Raw genomic sequence first — 16,834 nt, forward strand, 5'->3', positions numbered from 1 at the left:
TAAGGAGTACATTACATGCTTACAAAATTTAATAAAATTTCATATATTTATTTATCAATATTTGCTTTTTTTCTATTGTTGAGTTCACTCACTCCTTTAACTGGAGATGATTGGACTTGGAAATCTTATATTGGTATTAAAAGGTTGGAATCCTTTTTCGAAAACTACAATGGTCGCTACATAAGTAATATACTAGAATTAATATTCGTTAGATTTACTTTCGTTAGAATATTAGCTATGGCGATTGGTTCAACATTATTGATTTACTACATGTATAAAATTTCAACTATTAAGAAGAACCCAATATTTATGCTTTATATTTTAGTTTTAGTTTTATTAATGCCTTTATCAGTATTCAAACAAACATTAGGTTGGACAGCAGGATATGTCAATTATGTAATCTCTGTTGTTATAATGCTATCTTTTATAAGGTTATATACAAAAGAAACTTTAACAAAACTTAACTTCTTAAAAATTATTTTTTATTTTTTATTTAGTATTATAGCTATGTTAGTAGTAGAACACGTTACATTATATTTACTTTTCATTAGTTTTCTAATAAATACATTTTATTATGTGAAAAATAAAAAACTAAATGGGTTATACTTTGTTATTCTTATTGGTCACTTAATAGGATCTCTTATCATGTTTACAAATGAAGCTTATATCTCATCAATTACAGGAAAAAACGACTATCAAAAACTTAATAACCATGATAATATTTTTACTAATGCAATTAAAGTATTTAATGATGAAATGACGTTATATTTCTTTACACATAACGGGTTATTATTATCATTGCTCACTATATTGCTTATTACTATTACAAAGTTAGTTAACAAAAACAAAAAAGTTAATGTCTTGATTTGTAGTGTATTCATTATTTCGATAATTGTTAGTATATTTTTCAATCAATTCAAATATATAAATTCATTAAACAATGTCATACCATCTACACTTTTAATTTGCTCGTTAATCTCTTTAACTATTTTTATTGTTATTAACTTTAAAGGTACTTTGTATTACAACCGATTGTTGTTCTATGTTTTTAGTATGATTATATTAACTCTTCCATTTTTGGTTATATCACCATATGGTGGTAGATGTACATTTGCTAGTCTTATTTTTTTCGTCATGATAATTATAGACATGTCGCAATTCATTTTAAATATACTAGAAACGAAAGATATACATATGAATATGTATATTCAAAAATATGTGAACACATCTATAATTATTTTAATTGTGTTACTTTACATCATTCCTTTATCATTTAATAAATATACTGAAATTAGTAGAGATAATTATTTAAATAATTTAGATAATTATGACAAAGTTATAAAAATAGATCAAATTCCTTTTAAATCGTATCATCATATGCCTGACCCTGTTGAAGGTATATATATGACTAAATTTTATAAAACTTTACACGGTGTACCAGAAGAAACAAAATTATTACCGAAATAAAATTAAAAAGTTTTCAAAATTAAATTTATAAATAAAAACACCCAATCCGTTTAATTAACTATGGAATGGGTGTTTTTAGAATTTTAATGAGCTGATTTACTATTTTTATTTTTCAAATCTCTTAATGTCATTTTAGTTTTTAATTTTATTGCTTTCATTTGGTAACTTCTGTATGTTTTTTTAGTATGATACATGTTTAATGCTCTAGATATACTAACAAATTTGTTATGTCCTACTTGAGTAGATATTGCTAATACTATGTCTTTTAATTTCTCTTTGTGCTCGTTATCTACATCTTTAATCACTTTTAAATAATTGGTCGCTGCATCAAGTAAACTATTTAAATTCTCTGTTTTTAAGTAATTATTTCTAATTAAGAAATATATGATTAGGTAATCCATTCTATAACTATAATATTGGGATACATTATCCTCTAAATTCTTTAATATATTTAGAGTTCTTTTTCTCACTTTAGTTGCATCATTTAAATACTTATCTATATTTTTATAACTTGTTGCTACGATTGAATCTTCATTTCCAATATTATATAAATAAGTTAATTCATCTATAATTGTTATCTTACTATTAGCCCAAGCTGTTAAATTAAATGTATGTTCCTCACAAAATGTGATATCTTCATCAAATCTTATATTTTCTAATACTTTCTTTTTATATAATTTGCCATATGGACCTATAGATTGAATAACTTCTGGAGAATGATTTAAATCTGTATCTGAGATTGGCTTCAAGTCATTAAATGTCTTAATAGGTCGTACTTCTTCACCTACTAGATGTGATATTTGCCCAACGACAATATCAGTATTATTTGCTTCTATTGCTTCCACCATTTTATCTACGATGCCCTCACCTAACTTATCATCAGCATCACAAAACATAATGTATTCGCCAGTCGCTATACTTATACCTTCATTTCTTGTCGCTGCAGCACCTTTATTTTCTCTATTTAACAGGACAATATTATCTTGAGATAAATCACTTATTACTTCTGCACTTTTATCTTTAGAACCATCATTAATACAAATAATTTCATGGTCATATGTACTGGAAATAGATGCTATTGTTTCTTTTATTGTATTTTCAGCGTTGTAAACAGGGATAATAATACTTACTTTCATAACATCATTCATCCTTTTGTATAAAATTTATTAACTTTTCAGTTGCATTAAAATCTGTATATTTATGCCACATTGGTTTTATATCTTTATTTATTTTGTTTTGATTTACAAGTTCGAACAATTCGTCTTCATTAAATGCTTTGTTCATCTTTGTCATTTCATAATAATATTCATTTAAACCTCTTTTTTCATTATACATATCTTCATCATAACTATAAAAAATAATAGGTTTATCTAATAAAGAAGCTTCTACACTTAAAGAACTATAGTCTGTAATAATTACATCAGCTATTTCAACTAAAGTTTGGATATCTCGACTGTCTGATTTCTCACTATTTATACTAGGATGTAGTTTAGTGATTAATTGATATTCAGGACATGCTTGTTCAAATGCTTGTTTATTTATAGTTACAATTTCATCTGTATAATCTCTGTATGTTGGAACATATAACGCTATCTTTTTATCTTGTTTAGGTCTCGTTATTTTATGCTTATATTGATCTAATCTTGGTAAACCAAATGGTAACATTTGCGATTCTTTAGCACCAAGGCTTCTTATAAATATATCTTTCATGATATCTGAGCTAACTAAATAATAATCTGTAAATTGATAAACGGATAAATAATTTTTAATTTGTCGTTTATTATTTTGATTAATACTTTTGTCTTCAAGCCCAAATGTTTTTAGAGCTCCAGCTGCATGCCATGTTTGAATAATTTTTTGGTTTTTATTTTTTTTAATTCCGCCTAATAATAAATAATATGTATCGATAATTACTGTTTTACTACTTTTAATAGCTTTAATTTGTTGATATAAGTATTTGTTTTTCAAATTAATTACATTTTCAACATCTATTGATTCTACTTCTTTCATCCATCTTGGATGTGCAATAATCGTTATTTTATAATTTTCTTGCTTCAATGCTTTAATAATCGGTAAAACGTCTTCTTTAAATGTCATAAAAACGACCACATGGTCTTGCTTAATTTTATGATTAATAAGCTTATCCAAGCCATATAATAAATACAAATATATTTGTTTAATGATATTTCTTAACATAGTTACACAACCTACCTAACTTAAGTTGAATTTACAAAATAAGGATTACTCTTTTGAGCAATCCTTATTTGAATTATTTAGATTTAAATAAAGTCAGCAAATCTTTGTCTAAATTTAACATGTAGTATCGATCCAATTACAAAGAATAAAGCAATGACGGAGACATTATAAAGAGCTAGTCTCCAATGCTCAACTATGTACCAATAATCATATAATATTGATGCCCTATACGCCTGAGCGTAGAAGTATACCGGATTAAATTTCATAAACATTTCTACTATAGAACCTTTATCAGGTACGAATAATATTGGTGATAAGTAAAATAACATTCTCAGAACTGCTTGCATGGCCATTTGAGTATCTCGAATTAACACACCTAAAGTTGATGTTAACATCGAAACAGAAAAAGCAAATGCATATACCATTGGTAAATATATAACTAATTGAAAAACATAAACAGACGGGAATATTCCTGTTGTCATACAAATTAAAATAATAACTAAAACTAAAATAATATGTCCATAAAACCTACTTGTTAAAATATAAGCAGGAATTGCTGATAAAGGAAAATTCATTTTTGCTACTTGGTTAAATTTGGTAGATATAGATTTTGTGCCTTCAAGAATACCTTGGTTTACAAAGAACCACATACTAATACCTACTAATAGCCAAAATATAAATGGTATGCCGTCGACTGGTTCATTTTGACGTATACCGAAACCAAATGCAAACCAATAAACACCTATTTGTAGAATAGGGTTAATTAACTCCCAAGCTAGACCTAGATAATTATCATGGTTAGAAATTTTCAGTTGAAACCGTGCTAACCTTTGAATTAAATAAAAGTTTTTAAAGTGTTCCTTTATCACTGTTAATACAGCTTGCATTAATATCACTCTTTCGCTTTTACATTTATAACCTAATCATAAATATAGCATCATTTTACGTTAGATGATATATTTATAACGGTTAATAACAGAATTATAGAACATATATAATTTACATTATTCTCACATAATTTACAATAAATTTACTAAATCGATAAAATAATGCATAATAGATATGTTACTAATTTTAAGGAATGGATACAAATGAAAGAATCAGTAGTTATTAAAAACTTAACAAAAGAATATAAAATTTTCAGAACTAATAAAGAAAGATTACAAGACGTTTTTATCCCAAATTTTAAATCTAAACGCTTTTTTGCATTAGAAGACATTACATTTACTGCCTATGAAGGAGATATCATCGGTCTAGTCGGTATTAACGGATCAGGCAAATCAACATTGAGTAATATTATTGGCGGTTCATTACAGCCCACTGAAGGTATTATAGAACGTCATGGCGATGTAAATGTTATAGCTATCAATTCTGGTTTGAATGCACAATTAAATGGCGTTGATAATATTGAATATAAAATGCTTTTATTAGGATTTACTAAAAAAGAAATAAAAAAACTAACACCTGAAATTATCGAATTCTCAGAGCTAGGCGAGTTTATATACCAACCGGTCAAGAAATATTCTAGTGGTATGAAATCTAAGCTTGGTTTTGCAATAAATGTCACGGTTAATCCTGATATTCTTGTAATTGACGAGGCTTTATCAGTCGGAGACCAAACATTTACTAAGAAAAGTTTAGACAAAATGAACCAATTTAAAGAAGCTGGAAAAACAATATTCTTTGTAAGTCATAATATTAATCAAGTTAAAGATTTCTGTACAAAAATAGCTTGGATCGAAGGGGGAAGACTGAAAGAATTTGGTGATACAGAAGAGGTGCTACCAAAATACCAATCCTTCCTAAAAGAATTTAATAAAAAATCGGCTAAAGATAAGAAAGCTTTTAAAGACGAATTAGATGCTACAAGATTTTACGTTAAATAAAAAGATTTCATACTCCCACCCTAATAGCAGAGACTGAGACACAAATGAATGCCTCAGTCTCTTTTGTTATATTGGAAGTAGCTGACTGGATTAAAAATGTACTTATCTCAAGTTTTTTCAACCCTAGTCATTCTTGGCAAGACAATTCTACGAAATCTTTCAAAAAAATTTTCTGTCCCGTTCCTACTTTTTTATTAACATTTCATTATTTCTATCTTTGTTACACCTTCACTATTTGAACATCTTATTAACGTTTCTTGTTCTTCTTTATATAACTTTTCATTTATTGAAATTGGTTGTTTATATTTTATTTTGAAACTGTTCCATTCAACGTTATGTAATAGCCACTCACAAACAAGTTGTCCTGGAACAATTTCATCATGTACTGGGTTTGAATCCTCAATCAATTCTAAATAGTTTTGAACCATTCGATGATCAAACTTCATTAATATTCACTCTTTTCGACAAATGTTTGTTTTATTTTTAAATAAGTTGTTTTATCTTTTGAAATCATTAAGCAAAATGTATGCAGTTTATATTTTTTTAATTGCTTTGAAGTCTCTTTATATAATGTTGCATTATATGGGATGTCTACTTTTAATCCTTTGTATGAATTAACTTCAGTTTCTCTTAATAAAATTTCCTTATTAATATAGCGACTAAATATTTTGAATTTAGGCCAAACTTTTGCAATATACAATGGTGGAACATAAAGGCTATCCTTGTTTATAGAAACTAACATTTTATAATTTTCTACATCTTTAAGATTAAAAGAAACTTCAATCTTCTCTTTTCCATCGTTTAAATAATGTCGCATGTCCCATACCGCCTCCTATACCCATCGTAGCTATGGAATATTCCATTTGCTTCATATGATATAATCTCGTTACTAGTTGTGCTCCACTAGCTCCGTATGGATGGCCTATTGCCAATGCTCCACCATAAATATTAAATTTAATATCTGGAATATTTAACAACTCTTTTGATGCTAGTACTTGTGAGCTAAATGCTTCATTAAATTCAACGACATCAATATCTTTAATTGATAAATGTTCTCTTTTTAATAATTTTTCAACTGCTGGTACAGGTCCAATTCCTAACAAATTAGGATTCACGCCAGAAACAGCACTATTCACAAATTCTAAACCTTCTTTATAGCCTAATGAAATAGCTTTCTCTTTACTCATAATAAGCAGCAATACTGCGCCATCATTTTTCATACAACTATTACCTACTGAGACCGTGCCATTTTGAATAAATGGTTTTAATCTAGATAAAGTCTTTAAATTTAATCTAGGTTTTATACTTTCATCTTTATCAACGGTTTCATTTCTTACTTTTAGTGGTAAGATTTCTTGTAATAAATGTCCTTGTTTAATAGCCTGCAAAGTCTTTTGATGACTACTATAAGCATACTCATCTTGAGATTTTCGAGATACATTATATACTTGTGCAACATTTTCAGCCGCTTCAATCATAGAAGGATCGGATCCTTCTGATGCAAATGAAGCTCGCTCATAAAACTGTGGAGGTTCAGTTTCATATATTGATTGTGGTCGTTTTATTCTCCAAGGAGCTCTACTCGTGCTTTCAACACCTCCAGCTATATATACTTCTCCAGCATTTGCTTGAACCATCCTACAAGCATATGTAACAGCTTCTAATCCCGAGCCACATTGTCTATCTATCGTTACCCCCGGTATATGTTGTGATAGTTTAGCTTCTAATAAAGATTTTCTAGCTATATTTCCACCGTTCCCTATCACATTTCCCAAAACAACCTCTTCTAAGTACTCTATTGCTTCATTATGATTATCTTTCAAATAATTATAGAGTGGTTTTAATAATTCTTCAGGTTCCAAATGTTTAAGAATGCCGCCATATTTTCCAAAAGGAGTCCTTTTTGCTTCTACAATAACTGCTTCCATTTTGCACCGCCTTCTTTATAAGCCTCTTCTATCAAATTCCTAGCTATTTTATGACTAGATGTATATAAGAATTTTTGAATTTTAATGAGTTTTGATGGAATTTCATATCGGCTTAAACCTATGCTTAGTAATGTACGTTTCAATTCCACATGAGAAAGAAATGTACTTCCTTTATATAACAAAACCGCTATTTCACCAAATTTATTATGTTTCTCACTTAAAATCATTACCTCATCAATACCATCTAATTTAACTAGTTCTTGTTCTATGATTTCTGGGTAGATGTTTCTTCCTCCTATAATTAGCCGATTGCTTTCTCTACCGTATAAGTATAATTCTCCGTTTTCAGAGAGAGAAGCCCAGTCACCAACCTTCACCCAATTTACTTCTATATTATCATCTAAATATCCGCTAAAAGTCATATCACTTTTAACGTACAATTTACCTATATTATTTTGATCTTTATCCTTTAATTTCACTTTCACACTTGGAAATAAATAGCCTACTGAATTATATGCTGCTTTACCATCTATATTATAACTAATAAAACTAGCTTCAGAACTTCCAAAAAACTCAATTAATTTAATTTCAGGATATAGTTCTTTAAATTTGTTGAACATTGGAAGAGAAAGTTTAGAACCAGAAGTAAATATAGTCTCAACTTTATTTAATTTTAGATTATGATTCATCATACTGTGTAACATTGTAGGTACTATAAACATTGCTTTTGAATCTGTATTTTGTTGTAATACTTTTGACAAAGATAACGTATCAAATTGTACCTGCCCAATAAATGCTCTACCAGTACATAGTGCATAAATCATAACATATAAAGATAATGAATGAGCATGAGGCCCTGGCGCAACTAACACACCGATATTATTATCAATTAACATATCATTGTATTCAAAAGATTTAACCCACGATTCATGATTTCTCAAATATGCTTTAGGTAATCCTGTTGTTCCTGAGGTAAATCCAATATGCAATATATTTTCTAGTTTTTCTTTATGTGGCACATTATATTTAAATACATTTGATTTGTTATTAATCAATCCATCAAGGTTATATTCGTCGATTAAGGAATCCAATTTATCTTTGTTTAAATGAGGGTCAATTACACACGGTATCTGTTTATTGATTAAAATAGCAACATACCACTTTATAAATGATATTGGATTTTCTATAGCAATACCTATTTTCGCATTATTAGGAAATTGTTTTAATTTATAAACTAAATGATGTGAATCTTGCCATAATTTTTGATAGCTCACTTGGTCATTTCCAACAATCATAGCTGCATGTTTACTCTTGTTTACTACTTGTCTCTCAATTAATGATAATATATTCATAAAAGTGACTCACTTTCTAATTAAGTTAGTTTTATTTTATCACTTTCAAAAATAAATAATAAAAAATACCTTGTTATAAATTAAACTAATTAAATAGCTAATTCATATAACAAGGTATCTAAAATCATTTTGATTTATCTCGTCTTCATATAATCATGCTTGCCTTTCTTAGGCACTATACGTTTTTGAATTTGAACTTCTTTCATAAAGAGTGGTATTTTCATCGCACGTTCAACTCGTTTTAAATCTGTAATAATACGATATAACCATTCTAAGTTAAGTTTTTGAAAGACTTCAGGAGCACGTTTAACGTTACCACTAATAACATCAAATGAACCTCCTACACCCATCATAACTGTGTGTTCAAAATGGTGACGGTTGTAATAAATCCAATCTTCTTGTTTAGGGAAGCCCATTGCAACAAAAATAAAATCAGGATTGAATTTTTTTACTTTCTTCGTTACTTTATAATCTAATACATGTTTATAACCATGTTTATGATCAAATGTAATGTTAGGATATTGTTCTTCTAATATCTTTCTTGTTTCTTTAACGCCTTCTTTTGAAGAGCCGAGTAAGAACACCTTCTTACTACTAGCATTTGCGATATTCAACATTTCTTCCATTAATTCAATACCAGGTACGCGTTCTTTTAATGGTGTTTTTAAATATTTGGCAGCTTTCACAATACCAATACCATCTGGAACAATATAGTCTGCATGTTTAATGCGTCTTTGGTAATGGTTATTGTTATATGCATAGTGAGCAATCTCTGGATTTGCAGTTACGATAAAGAGATTATCAAATGTATCTTGATTGATAAAATATTTCACACGATCTAATATTTCATTTGCCGTTAGGTTTGCAAATGGCAAACCAAGCACATTAATCGTTTGTGGTTTTATAACATCGTAAGTATTATCTTTGTTCAGTACTATTTGCTCACTCGCTCTACTTAAATCTTTTTCAAGCACTTTTGCCATTTGTCTCACCTCACATTCTTCACTATAATTTACACCATTTCCATAAATTTTACAACAATTTAACATTACAACAATTGGTTTCAATAAACATAATTCATTTAAATTGTTGAATTTTACTTGTAAAATCGAGTATGATGTATAATATGCAAAAATAAATAAAGACTACAGACGGAAGGGTATATATATAATATGAAGAGATTCGCAAAAATAGGCTTAATTTTAATGTCAGTCGTTCTTATGATTTTACCTGTTGTATTCGGCCTAATGCTTTATCTTGAAACTAGAGGTGCTATTAATGATTCGTTCCTAGAATCCAATAAAAGCAAATCTTCTTTAAGAGATAAACCAGTAGATCCTAGTTTAGATCATATATCAGTATTATTTTTAGGTGTCGATGATAGCTCATCAAGACGTGAAGGTGGCCAAAAAGCTAATCAATCACGCACAGATGCTATGATTTATACAACATTTAATAGAGATAAAAAACAAATTAGAATGGTCAGTATCCCAAGAGATACGTTGAGTTATGTCCCAGCAGTGAAATATTATGACAAAATCACACATGCTCATGCTATTGACGGTCCTGAAGGTTCAATGGATAGTGTAGAATCAACTTTAAATGTTCCTGTTGATTACTACGCGAGAATAAATATGGAAGCATTCGTTGAAGTAATAGACGAACTTAGCGGTGTAGAATTTAATGTGCCATTTGATTTAAATGAACCTAACACGGAAGATAAAGGTAGAATTAAAGTCAAAAAAGGTAAACATAACCTAAGCGGTGATGAAGCACTAGCTGTTGTCCGTTCTAGAAAACAAGATTCAGATTTAGAACGTGGTAAACGTCAAATGGAAATGATTAAAGCAATCATTAGAAAAGCGCAAGAAACAAATTCTATTAATAAATTAGATGACTTAGTGAAAATAGTTGGTAAAAATGCTAAACATAATTTCTCTTTCAAAGATATTCAAAATTTAGCAACAACTTATTCATCTAGTAAAGTTAAAATCGAATCTGAACAACTAGTTGGTACAGATTCTAATGTGAATGGTGTTTATTTCTTCAACCCAGATTTAGATAATTTAGTTAAACTCTCAAATAAATTGAGAAAAGACTTAAAATTGTCAACTACTAAGAAAACAGATTTTATGAATTATCTCATGATTCAAGCGTATGGTGATTTAATGCCGTATGTTGAAGTTACTAAAAAGCAATTACAAGACGGTACAGCCGATACAGATGGTAATGATACCGTTGAACCTGCTATAGAACCGGCACCTGAAGAGTCTGTAGAACAACCACCACAAGAGCAGGAACAACAAGTACCACAACAAGAAGCAGTACCAGATCAAAATGTTCCTTCCAATGATGCACCTGCACAAGAACAGGAACAACAAGTACCACAGCAGAATGCACCAGCTCAAAATAATCAAGGATTTAATCAAAGTGCAGAACCTAGCCCAGACCAATATTAAGAAAGGAGGCATAATATGACAAAGCGAAAAACATACGAAAAATATGAACAAATCAATAAAATGTTCGATGCATTAGAAAATCAAATTGTTCATGCGGGAGATTTATCACACTTCAGAAAAAATCTATATTTCGTTAATCATGAACATCGGGAAAATTATGAAGCTTTAATAGTTTATTATAGTCAAGCTGAAAATGACCCTGTTGTTGATGGCGCATGTTATGTCATTGCGATACCAGAAATATTTAATGTCATCAATATTTTTGAAAATCCACTTCCTTTTTCATGGGTGTATACAGAAACAGGCTTAACTGAAGAAATGCAATCACTAAGTGTGCACTTACAATACCTTGTAGCAGCAGCACTTGAAACAAGTCAAATTCAAATTTTTACACCAAGCGGCTATACAATGGGTGTAACAAATTGGAACATTCACCAACTAAGACTTTTTTGGCAATATACAGCTATCGTCAGAAGAGAAGCATTATAAATATAGATAAAGTTCGGAAATCTCTTTCCTTACAAAAAGCTCACAATCCACTGTTTTTCAACAATTGGATTATGAGTTTTTTTTTATATTTCATTTTAATGTATAATAAATCCATTCACTTTTAGGAGGAAATATTATGATAAAAATAGTTGAAAATGATAAAGAGAAAAATGATGCGCTTAACATTAGAAAAGAAGTTTTTGTAAAAGAACAAGGTGTAGCTTTAGAAGCTGAAATAGATAAATTTGAAGATATAGCTAAACACGTTATTCTATATCATGAAAACCAACCTGCTGCTGTTGGTAGATATAGAGCATATGAAGATGGCTTAGCTAAAGTAGAACGAGTAGCAGTGTTAAAACCATTTAGAAGTTTCGGTTACGGCAAAGATGTGATGAATTTTATAAATGAAAAAGCAAAAGAAGATGGTTTCATTGGAACAGCATTAAATGGACAATCACATGCTAAAGTATTTTATGAAAAATTAGGATATAAAGCTGAAGGCGAGGAATTTTTAGAAGAAAACATCCCCCACTTTTACATGAAAAAACTTTTTTAAGTTATAAAAATTATTAATACAAAATATTAAAGTTAGATTACAAATCTGTGTATTTAGGATTATTTCTTCTAATAACCTTTATACTTAGTATTAAATAATATAATACCTATTTCAAAGGAGATTGTATATGGATAAAAAATTCTATTATAAGACACCCGCAATTGTTGCCATGACGTTAGCAGGTACGACACTTGTAACTCATCAAGTTAATGCCGAAGAAACAAAGAGCAATAAAGATTCGAACATCATTGAACAACACGATAATGCAAATCAAATTCAGAAAGAAAAACAAGAATTACAAAACCAATCTTTAAATATTTCTGGTAGTAAAGAATACAAAGACCCATCAATTATTGATGACGTTGAAACTACAGAACAACAAACTTCAAATGAGACTACACAAGAAAATAATTATTCCAATGTAGCTAATAATTCTATTGAAAATTCTAGCAATCAAGAAAAGGCTCAAGATGACGCTACATCTGATAATGTTTCTGCTGAAGATAATACATCTGACGTAGAGCAAGACTCTGATGAAAAAGCTAATGATCAAAAGCAAGCGGAAGATGACAATACTTCTGATGACGCTACATCTGACAATGTTAATGCTGAAGATAATACATCTGACGTAGAGCAAGACTCTGATGAAAACGTTAATAATCAAGACCAAGCGGAAGATGACAATACTTCTGATGACACAACATCTGATAATGTTTCTGTTGAAGATAATGCATCTGACGTAGAACAAGACTCTGATGAAAAAGCTAATGATCAAGAGCAAGCGAAAGATGATAATACTTCTGATGACACTACATCTGATAATGTTAATGCTGAAGATAATGCATCGGACGTAGAACAAGACTCTGATGTTAATGCTAATGAGCAAGCGAAAGACAACAATGCTTCTGATGACACTACATCTAATAATGTTAATGCTGAAGACAACTCTTCTGACGTAGAGCAAGACTCTGATGTTAATGCTAATAATCAAGAGCAAGCGGAAGATGACAATGCTTCTGATGACACTACATCTGATAATGTTTCTGTTGAAGATAATGCATCTGACGTAGAACAAGACTCTGATGTTAATGCTAAAGAGCAAGCGAAAGACAACAATAATTCTGATGATGCTACATCTAATAATGTTAATGCTGAAGATAATGCATCTGACGTAGAACAAGACTCTGATGTTAATGCTAATAATCAAGAGCAAGCGAAAGATGATAATACTTCTGATGACACTACATCTGATAATGTTAATGCTGAAGATAATGCATCTGACGTAGAACAAGACTCTGATGAAAAAGCTAATGATCAAGAGCAAGCGAAAGATGACAATACTTCTGATGACACTACATCTGATAATGTTTCTGCTGAAGATAATGCATCTGACGTAGAACAAGACAATAACGAGAATATTAAAGAGCAATCTAAAGAAGATAATACTTCTAATGATGCTGAATCTGATGAAAATAACCAAACTAATCAAGCCAACGAGACTAATATTAGTGAACCTAAAGTTGCTTCTAAAAATGCGGAAATCCAGTCACGTTCTGCTGCTCCACAAAGTAACAGCACTAAATTTAGAACGGCTGTAAATGCACCAAGTGCTCCTAAAGTAAGAGCAGCTAATGTTCAATATGAAGCTGCAGTTAATTCATCAATTAACAATCAAATAAGAAATAATAACTATACTGTTCCTAAATATGTAGAAGATTTCTCTAGCCACATTCCAAAAATCCCTTATAGAAATGGGGTTGGGAAACCTGAAGGAATTGTTGCTCACGAAACTGCAAACCCTAACTCTACAATTCATAATGAGATTGCTTATATGAAAAATAATTATGAGAGTGCGTTCGTACACGCTTATGTAGATGATAACAATATTATCGAAGTAGCTCCTACTGACTATTTAGCATGGGGTGCTGGTGCACAAGCAAACCCAAGATTTATTCATGTAGAACTAGTTCGTGTATATGGCAGCGATAGATTTGCTCGCTCTATTAACAATTATGCAGATTATATTGCAACGAACTTAGCTTATTATGGATTATCATTAGATAGTGCTGAGAGAGATGGCGTTGGTACTCTTTGGTCACACGACGCTGTATCTAAATTCTTAGGTGGAACAGACCACAGTGATCCGTACGGTTGGTTTGCTGAGAATAATTATACATTTGATGAACTTGTTGACTTAGTTACGGAAAAATATCAATACAAAACTGGTTTATTAACAGCACCTACTAAGCCTGAAACAACTAAACCAGTAACTAAACCTACTACTAAGCCTAGCCAAAATACTACTAAGCCTAGTAACCCGACAGTATCTAAACCAAGTACTAAACCAACAGTATCTAAGCCTAATACTAAACCTAGTAAGCCAGTAGTATCTAAGCCAAGTACTAAACCTGAAGCCAAACCTAGCAAGCCAGTAGTTTCAAAACCTGCTAACACAATCGTTGTAGACTATGTTGGTAAAGTGAATACTAATGCTTCTGGCGTATATACTTCTGTATATGATAATAAGCAAAAATCTGCTGCTAATAAAGCAGGTAAAACATTCAAAATTGGTAAACAATCTACTTATAACAACCAAGTATTTTATTTATTACAAGACAAAAATTCAACACCATTAGGTTGGGTTAAAGCAAGTGATGTACAATTACAAACTTCTGTTAAACCTAAACCAACTCAAAAACCAAATAATACAGTTGTAAAACCTAAACCAGTTGAAAGTACTAGTAAAGAACAAACTAGTAACGTTAAACCTGTAAGTAAAACAGACGTTTCTAGTGTTGTTAATCCTAAACCAGTAGCTCAAAATAATAATACAGTTGTGAAGCCTAAATCGACTGTAAGTACTAATAAAGTTCAAACTAACAACGCGGCGAAACCAGTCACTCAACCAGCCGCTTCTACTGCTGTTAAATCTAAACCAGCAGCTCAAACTAACAATAAAGTTGCGAAGCCTAGTCAGGTTGCTCAAGCTAATAAAAATTATACAGCCAATACAGAACGCGTAAATTATGTAGGAACAGTAAACAAAAATATTTCTGGTGTATATACTTCTGTTTATAATGACAAAACTGTTCCAGCTGTTAATAAAGCAGGAAAAACATTTAAAATTGGTAAACAATCAGTAATAAACAATCAAACATTTTATTTATTACAAGATAACAATGCTATACCATTAGGTTGGGTTAAATCTCAAGATGTACAGTTACAAAATGCAACAAAACCAAAAACAGTCACTCAACCAACTGTTACACCTAAAAAGACAGAAGCAATTAAAGCTAGCACTGTAAATAATACGCCAATCGCGTATCAAGAAAATTATACAAATTACTTAATCACTGATAATACTGGTTATTTCTATAGTGAGCCATATGCTTCTAAAAATACCTTATTAGGTTCATTACAAAATTATCACTACGCTTATTTCAAAGTCATTACATCTCAACAAATTGGCAATGAACTTTGGTACAAAGGCATATTAAATGGACAAACAGTATGGATTAATGCTAAATACTTACAAATTGCAGAAACTTCAACAAAATCTTCAACAAGCCCTTATACACTTGATGAAGCTGTAGATATTCAAATGGCTTTAAAAAATGGCACAGAGCCTAAAAAAGTGTTACCAAGTGGCGTTAGAAAAGCGACTAGAGCAGAAGTTAAAGATGCAATGGACACAAGTAAATATATTGACGATCCAGTACAAAAATATCAATTTTTAGATTTAAATCAATCTCAAAATATTCCTGTATCTAAATTAAATGAATTACTCCGTGGTAAAGGTATATTAGAAAATCAAGGAGAAGCATTTAGTGAAGCAGCAAAATCTGTTGGTGTAAACGAGATATACTTAATTTCTCACGCTCTTCTTGAAACGGGTAATGGCACAAGTGATTTAGCAAAAGGCGGTAGTATTAATTCTGATGGTAAAGTTGATTTAAAATCAGATACTAAATATTATAATATGTTTGGTGTAGGTGCTATTGATGACAATGCTTTATACGGTGGTATTAAATACGCTCAACAAGCAGGATGGGATACACCATCCAAAGCTATTTTTGGTGGAGCTCAATTTATCTCTAGTAACTACATTAATGCAGGACAAAATACATTATATAAAATGCGTTTTAATCCTCAAAACCCAGGTGAACATCAATATGCGACTGGCGTAGATTTTTCTACTTCTAATGCTAAGCGTATTAGTGATTTTTACCAACAAATTCAAACTGATGGCGAATATTACGACTTTGACCGATATAAATCTTAATCAATAGAAGTAGCATGAGGAGTGGGACAGAAATCTCATTTTCTTAAAAAGATTTCGTAGTCCCGCCTCGGTAAGGATGACTAGGGTTGAAAAACTTTATATAAGCGTGTTTTCAACCCAGTCAGCTACTGCCAATACAACATAAAGTCCGGGACAATTATTGATGTTCCGGACTCATTTATTTGGATGATTTTATATTTTAAAATAGATTATATT

The 16,834-nt window shown here is 30.3% G+C and carries 14 protein-coding genes; 6 read left to right on the top strand and 8 right to left on the bottom strand.

Annotated elements, in window-relative coordinates:
* The first annotated feature begins 15 nt into the window (after window positions 1-15).
* The gene (locus tag ACNMOQ_RS09830) at window positions 16-1,467 is read left to right on the top strand and encodes a DUF6056 family protein (protein ID WP_416349786.1); all 1,452 of its coding nucleotides are present in this window, start codon (window positions 16-18) and stop codon (window positions 1,465-1,467) included.
* 83 nt (window positions 1,468-1,550) lie between these two features.
* Here ACNMOQ_RS09830 and ACNMOQ_RS09835 read toward each other — a convergent pair whose 3' ends face one another.
* The 3 genes from ACNMOQ_RS09835 to ACNMOQ_RS09845 all read right to left on the bottom strand — a co-directional run bounded on the left by ACNMOQ_RS09835 (window position 1,551) and on the right by ACNMOQ_RS09845 (window position 4,550).
* Window positions 1,551-2,603 (bottom strand): glycosyltransferase family 2 protein, encoded by a 1,053-nt coding sequence (locus ACNMOQ_RS09835; protein ID WP_282862800.1) that lies wholly within the window; start codon window positions 2,601-2,603, stop codon window positions 1,551-1,553.
* 4 nt (window positions 2,604-2,607) lie between these two features.
* Window positions 2,608-3,663, bottom strand: a complete 1,056-nt coding sequence (locus ACNMOQ_RS09840) for a CDP-glycerol glycerophosphotransferase family protein (protein ID WP_147641247.1) — start codon at window positions 3,661-3,663, stop codon at window positions 2,608-2,610.
* A gap of 83 nt (window positions 3,664-3,746) precedes the next feature.
* A complete protein-coding gene (locus ACNMOQ_RS09845; protein WP_064205009.1) occupies window positions 3,747-4,550 on the bottom strand; it encodes an ABC transporter permease in 804 nt (267 codons plus the stop codon).
* A gap of 204 nt (window positions 4,551-4,754) precedes the next feature.
* Here ACNMOQ_RS09845 and tagH point away from each other — a divergent pair, with 204 nt between their 5' ends.
* Window positions 4,755-5,549 (top strand): teichoic acids export ABC transporter ATP-binding subunit TagH, encoded by a 795-nt coding sequence (gene tagH, locus ACNMOQ_RS09850; RefSeq protein WP_147641246.1) that lies wholly within the window; start codon window positions 4,755-4,757, stop codon window positions 5,547-5,549.
* A gap of 194 nt (window positions 5,550-5,743) precedes the next feature.
* On the opposite strand, the gene ACNMOQ_RS09855 is transcribed toward tagH, so the two are convergent.
* The 5 genes from ACNMOQ_RS09855 to ACNMOQ_RS09875 form a co-directional block, all read right to left on the bottom strand.
* On the bottom strand, window positions 5,744-5,995 hold the full coding sequence (locus ACNMOQ_RS09855; protein WP_070045535.1) for a hypothetical protein: 252 nt from the start codon (window positions 5,993-5,995) through the stop codon (window positions 5,744-5,746).
* Complete coding sequence (locus tag ACNMOQ_RS09860) at window positions 5,995-6,366, bottom strand: hypothetical protein (RefSeq protein WP_064205006.1); 372 nt, start codon at window positions 6,364-6,366, stop codon at window positions 5,995-5,997. Before ACNMOQ_RS09860 ends, ACNMOQ_RS09855 begins: the two co-directional genes overlap by 1 nt.
* The gene (locus ACNMOQ_RS09865; protein WP_064205005.1) at window positions 6,329-7,477 is read right to left on the bottom strand and encodes a thiolase family protein; all 1,149 of its coding nucleotides are present in this window, start codon (window positions 7,475-7,477) and stop codon (window positions 6,329-6,331) included. Before ACNMOQ_RS09865 ends, ACNMOQ_RS09860 begins: the two co-directional genes overlap by 38 nt.
* Window positions 7,459-8,829, bottom strand: coding sequence for an AMP-binding protein (locus ACNMOQ_RS09870; protein WP_416349787.1), 1,371 nt, complete (start codon window positions 8,827-8,829; stop codon window positions 7,459-7,461). The genes ACNMOQ_RS09865 and ACNMOQ_RS09870 overlap by 19 nt, the downstream gene beginning before the upstream one ends.
* 134 nt (window positions 8,830-8,963) lie before the next feature.
* A complete protein-coding gene (locus ACNMOQ_RS09875) occupies window positions 8,964-9,812 on the bottom strand; it encodes a WecB/TagA/CpsF family glycosyltransferase (protein WP_016999624.1) in 849 nt (282 codons plus the stop codon).
* 189 nt (window positions 9,813-10,001) lie between these two features.
* Between ACNMOQ_RS09875 and ACNMOQ_RS09880 the strand changes: the two genes are divergently transcribed.
* From ACNMOQ_RS09880 to ACNMOQ_RS09895, 4 genes are all read left to right on the top strand, one after another.
* Entirely contained in the window at window positions 10,002-11,288 is a 1,287-nt protein-coding gene (locus ACNMOQ_RS09880; protein ID WP_416349788.1) for an LCP family protein, read from the top strand.
* 15 nt (window positions 11,289-11,303) lie between these two features.
* Window positions 11,304-11,777 (top strand): DUF2538 family protein, encoded by a 474-nt coding sequence (locus ACNMOQ_RS09885; protein WP_016999622.1) that lies wholly within the window; start codon window positions 11,304-11,306, stop codon window positions 11,775-11,777.
* Window positions 11,778-11,913: 136 nt separating this feature from the next.
* Window positions 11,914-12,336 carry a GNAT family N-acetyltransferase gene (locus ACNMOQ_RS09890; protein ID WP_064205002.1) on the top strand — a complete coding sequence of 141 codons (423 nt, stop codon included), beginning with the start codon at window positions 11,914-11,916 and terminating at the stop codon, window positions 12,334-12,336.
* Between the two features lie 127 nt (window positions 12,337-12,463).
* Window positions 12,464-16,618 (top strand): glucosaminidase domain-containing protein, encoded by a 4,155-nt coding sequence (locus ACNMOQ_RS09895; RefSeq protein ID WP_416349789.1) that lies wholly within the window; start codon window positions 12,464-12,466, stop codon window positions 16,616-16,618.
* The last annotated feature ends 216 nt before the right edge of the window (window positions 16,619-16,834 follow it).

This window comes from Mammaliicoccus lentus, assembly GCF_947036595.1.
Classification (GTDB): domain Bacteria; phylum Bacillota; class Bacilli; order Staphylococcales; family Staphylococcaceae; genus Mammaliicoccus; species Mammaliicoccus lentus.

Coding starts and splice junctions, on each gene's coding strand:
- ACNMOQ_RS09860 (WP_064205006.1), bottom strand. CDS start 6,366: ATGCGACATTATTTAAACGATGGAAAAGAGAAGATTGAAGTTTCTTTT.
- ACNMOQ_RS09830 (WP_416349786.1), top strand. CDS start 16: ATGCTTACAAAATTTAATAAAATTTCATATATTTATTTATCAATATTT.
- ACNMOQ_RS09845 (WP_064205009.1), bottom strand. CDS start 4,550: ATGCAAGCTGTATTAACAGTGATAAAGGAACACTTTAAAAACTTTTAT.
- ACNMOQ_RS09875 (WP_016999624.1), bottom strand. CDS start 9,812: ATGGCAAAAGTGCTTGAAAAAGATTTAAGTAGAGCGAGTGAGCAAATA.
- ACNMOQ_RS09840 (WP_147641247.1), bottom strand. CDS start 3,663: ATGTTAAGAAATATCATTAAACAAATATATTTGTATTTATTATATGGC.
- ACNMOQ_RS09880 (WP_416349788.1), top strand. CDS start 10,002: ATGAAGAGATTCGCAAAAATAGGCTTAATTTTAATGTCAGTCGTTCTT.
- ACNMOQ_RS09870 (WP_416349787.1), bottom strand. CDS start 8,829: ATGAATATATTATCATTAATTGAGAGACAAGTAGTAAACAAGAGTAAA.
- ACNMOQ_RS09885 (WP_016999622.1), top strand. CDS start 11,304: ATGACAAAGCGAAAAACATACGAAAAATATGAACAAATCAATAAAATG.
- ACNMOQ_RS09835 (WP_282862800.1), bottom strand. CDS start 2,603: ATGAAAGTAAGTATTATTATCCCTGTTTACAACGCTGAAAATACAATA.
- ACNMOQ_RS09865 (WP_064205005.1), bottom strand. CDS start 7,477: ATGGAAGCAGTTATTGTAGAAGCAAAAAGGACTCCTTTTGGAAAATAT.
- ACNMOQ_RS09890 (WP_064205002.1), top strand. CDS start 11,914: ATGATAAAAATAGTTGAAAATGATAAAGAGAAAAATGATGCGCTTAAC.
- ACNMOQ_RS09855 (WP_070045535.1), bottom strand. CDS start 5,995: ATGAAGTTTGATCATCGAATGGTTCAAAACTATTTAGAATTGATTGAG.
- tagH (WP_147641246.1), top strand. CDS start 4,755: ATGAAAGAATCAGTAGTTATTAAAAACTTAACAAAAGAATATAAAATT.
- ACNMOQ_RS09895 (WP_416349789.1), top strand. CDS start 12,464: ATGGATAAAAAATTCTATTATAAGACACCCGCAATTGTTGCCATGACG.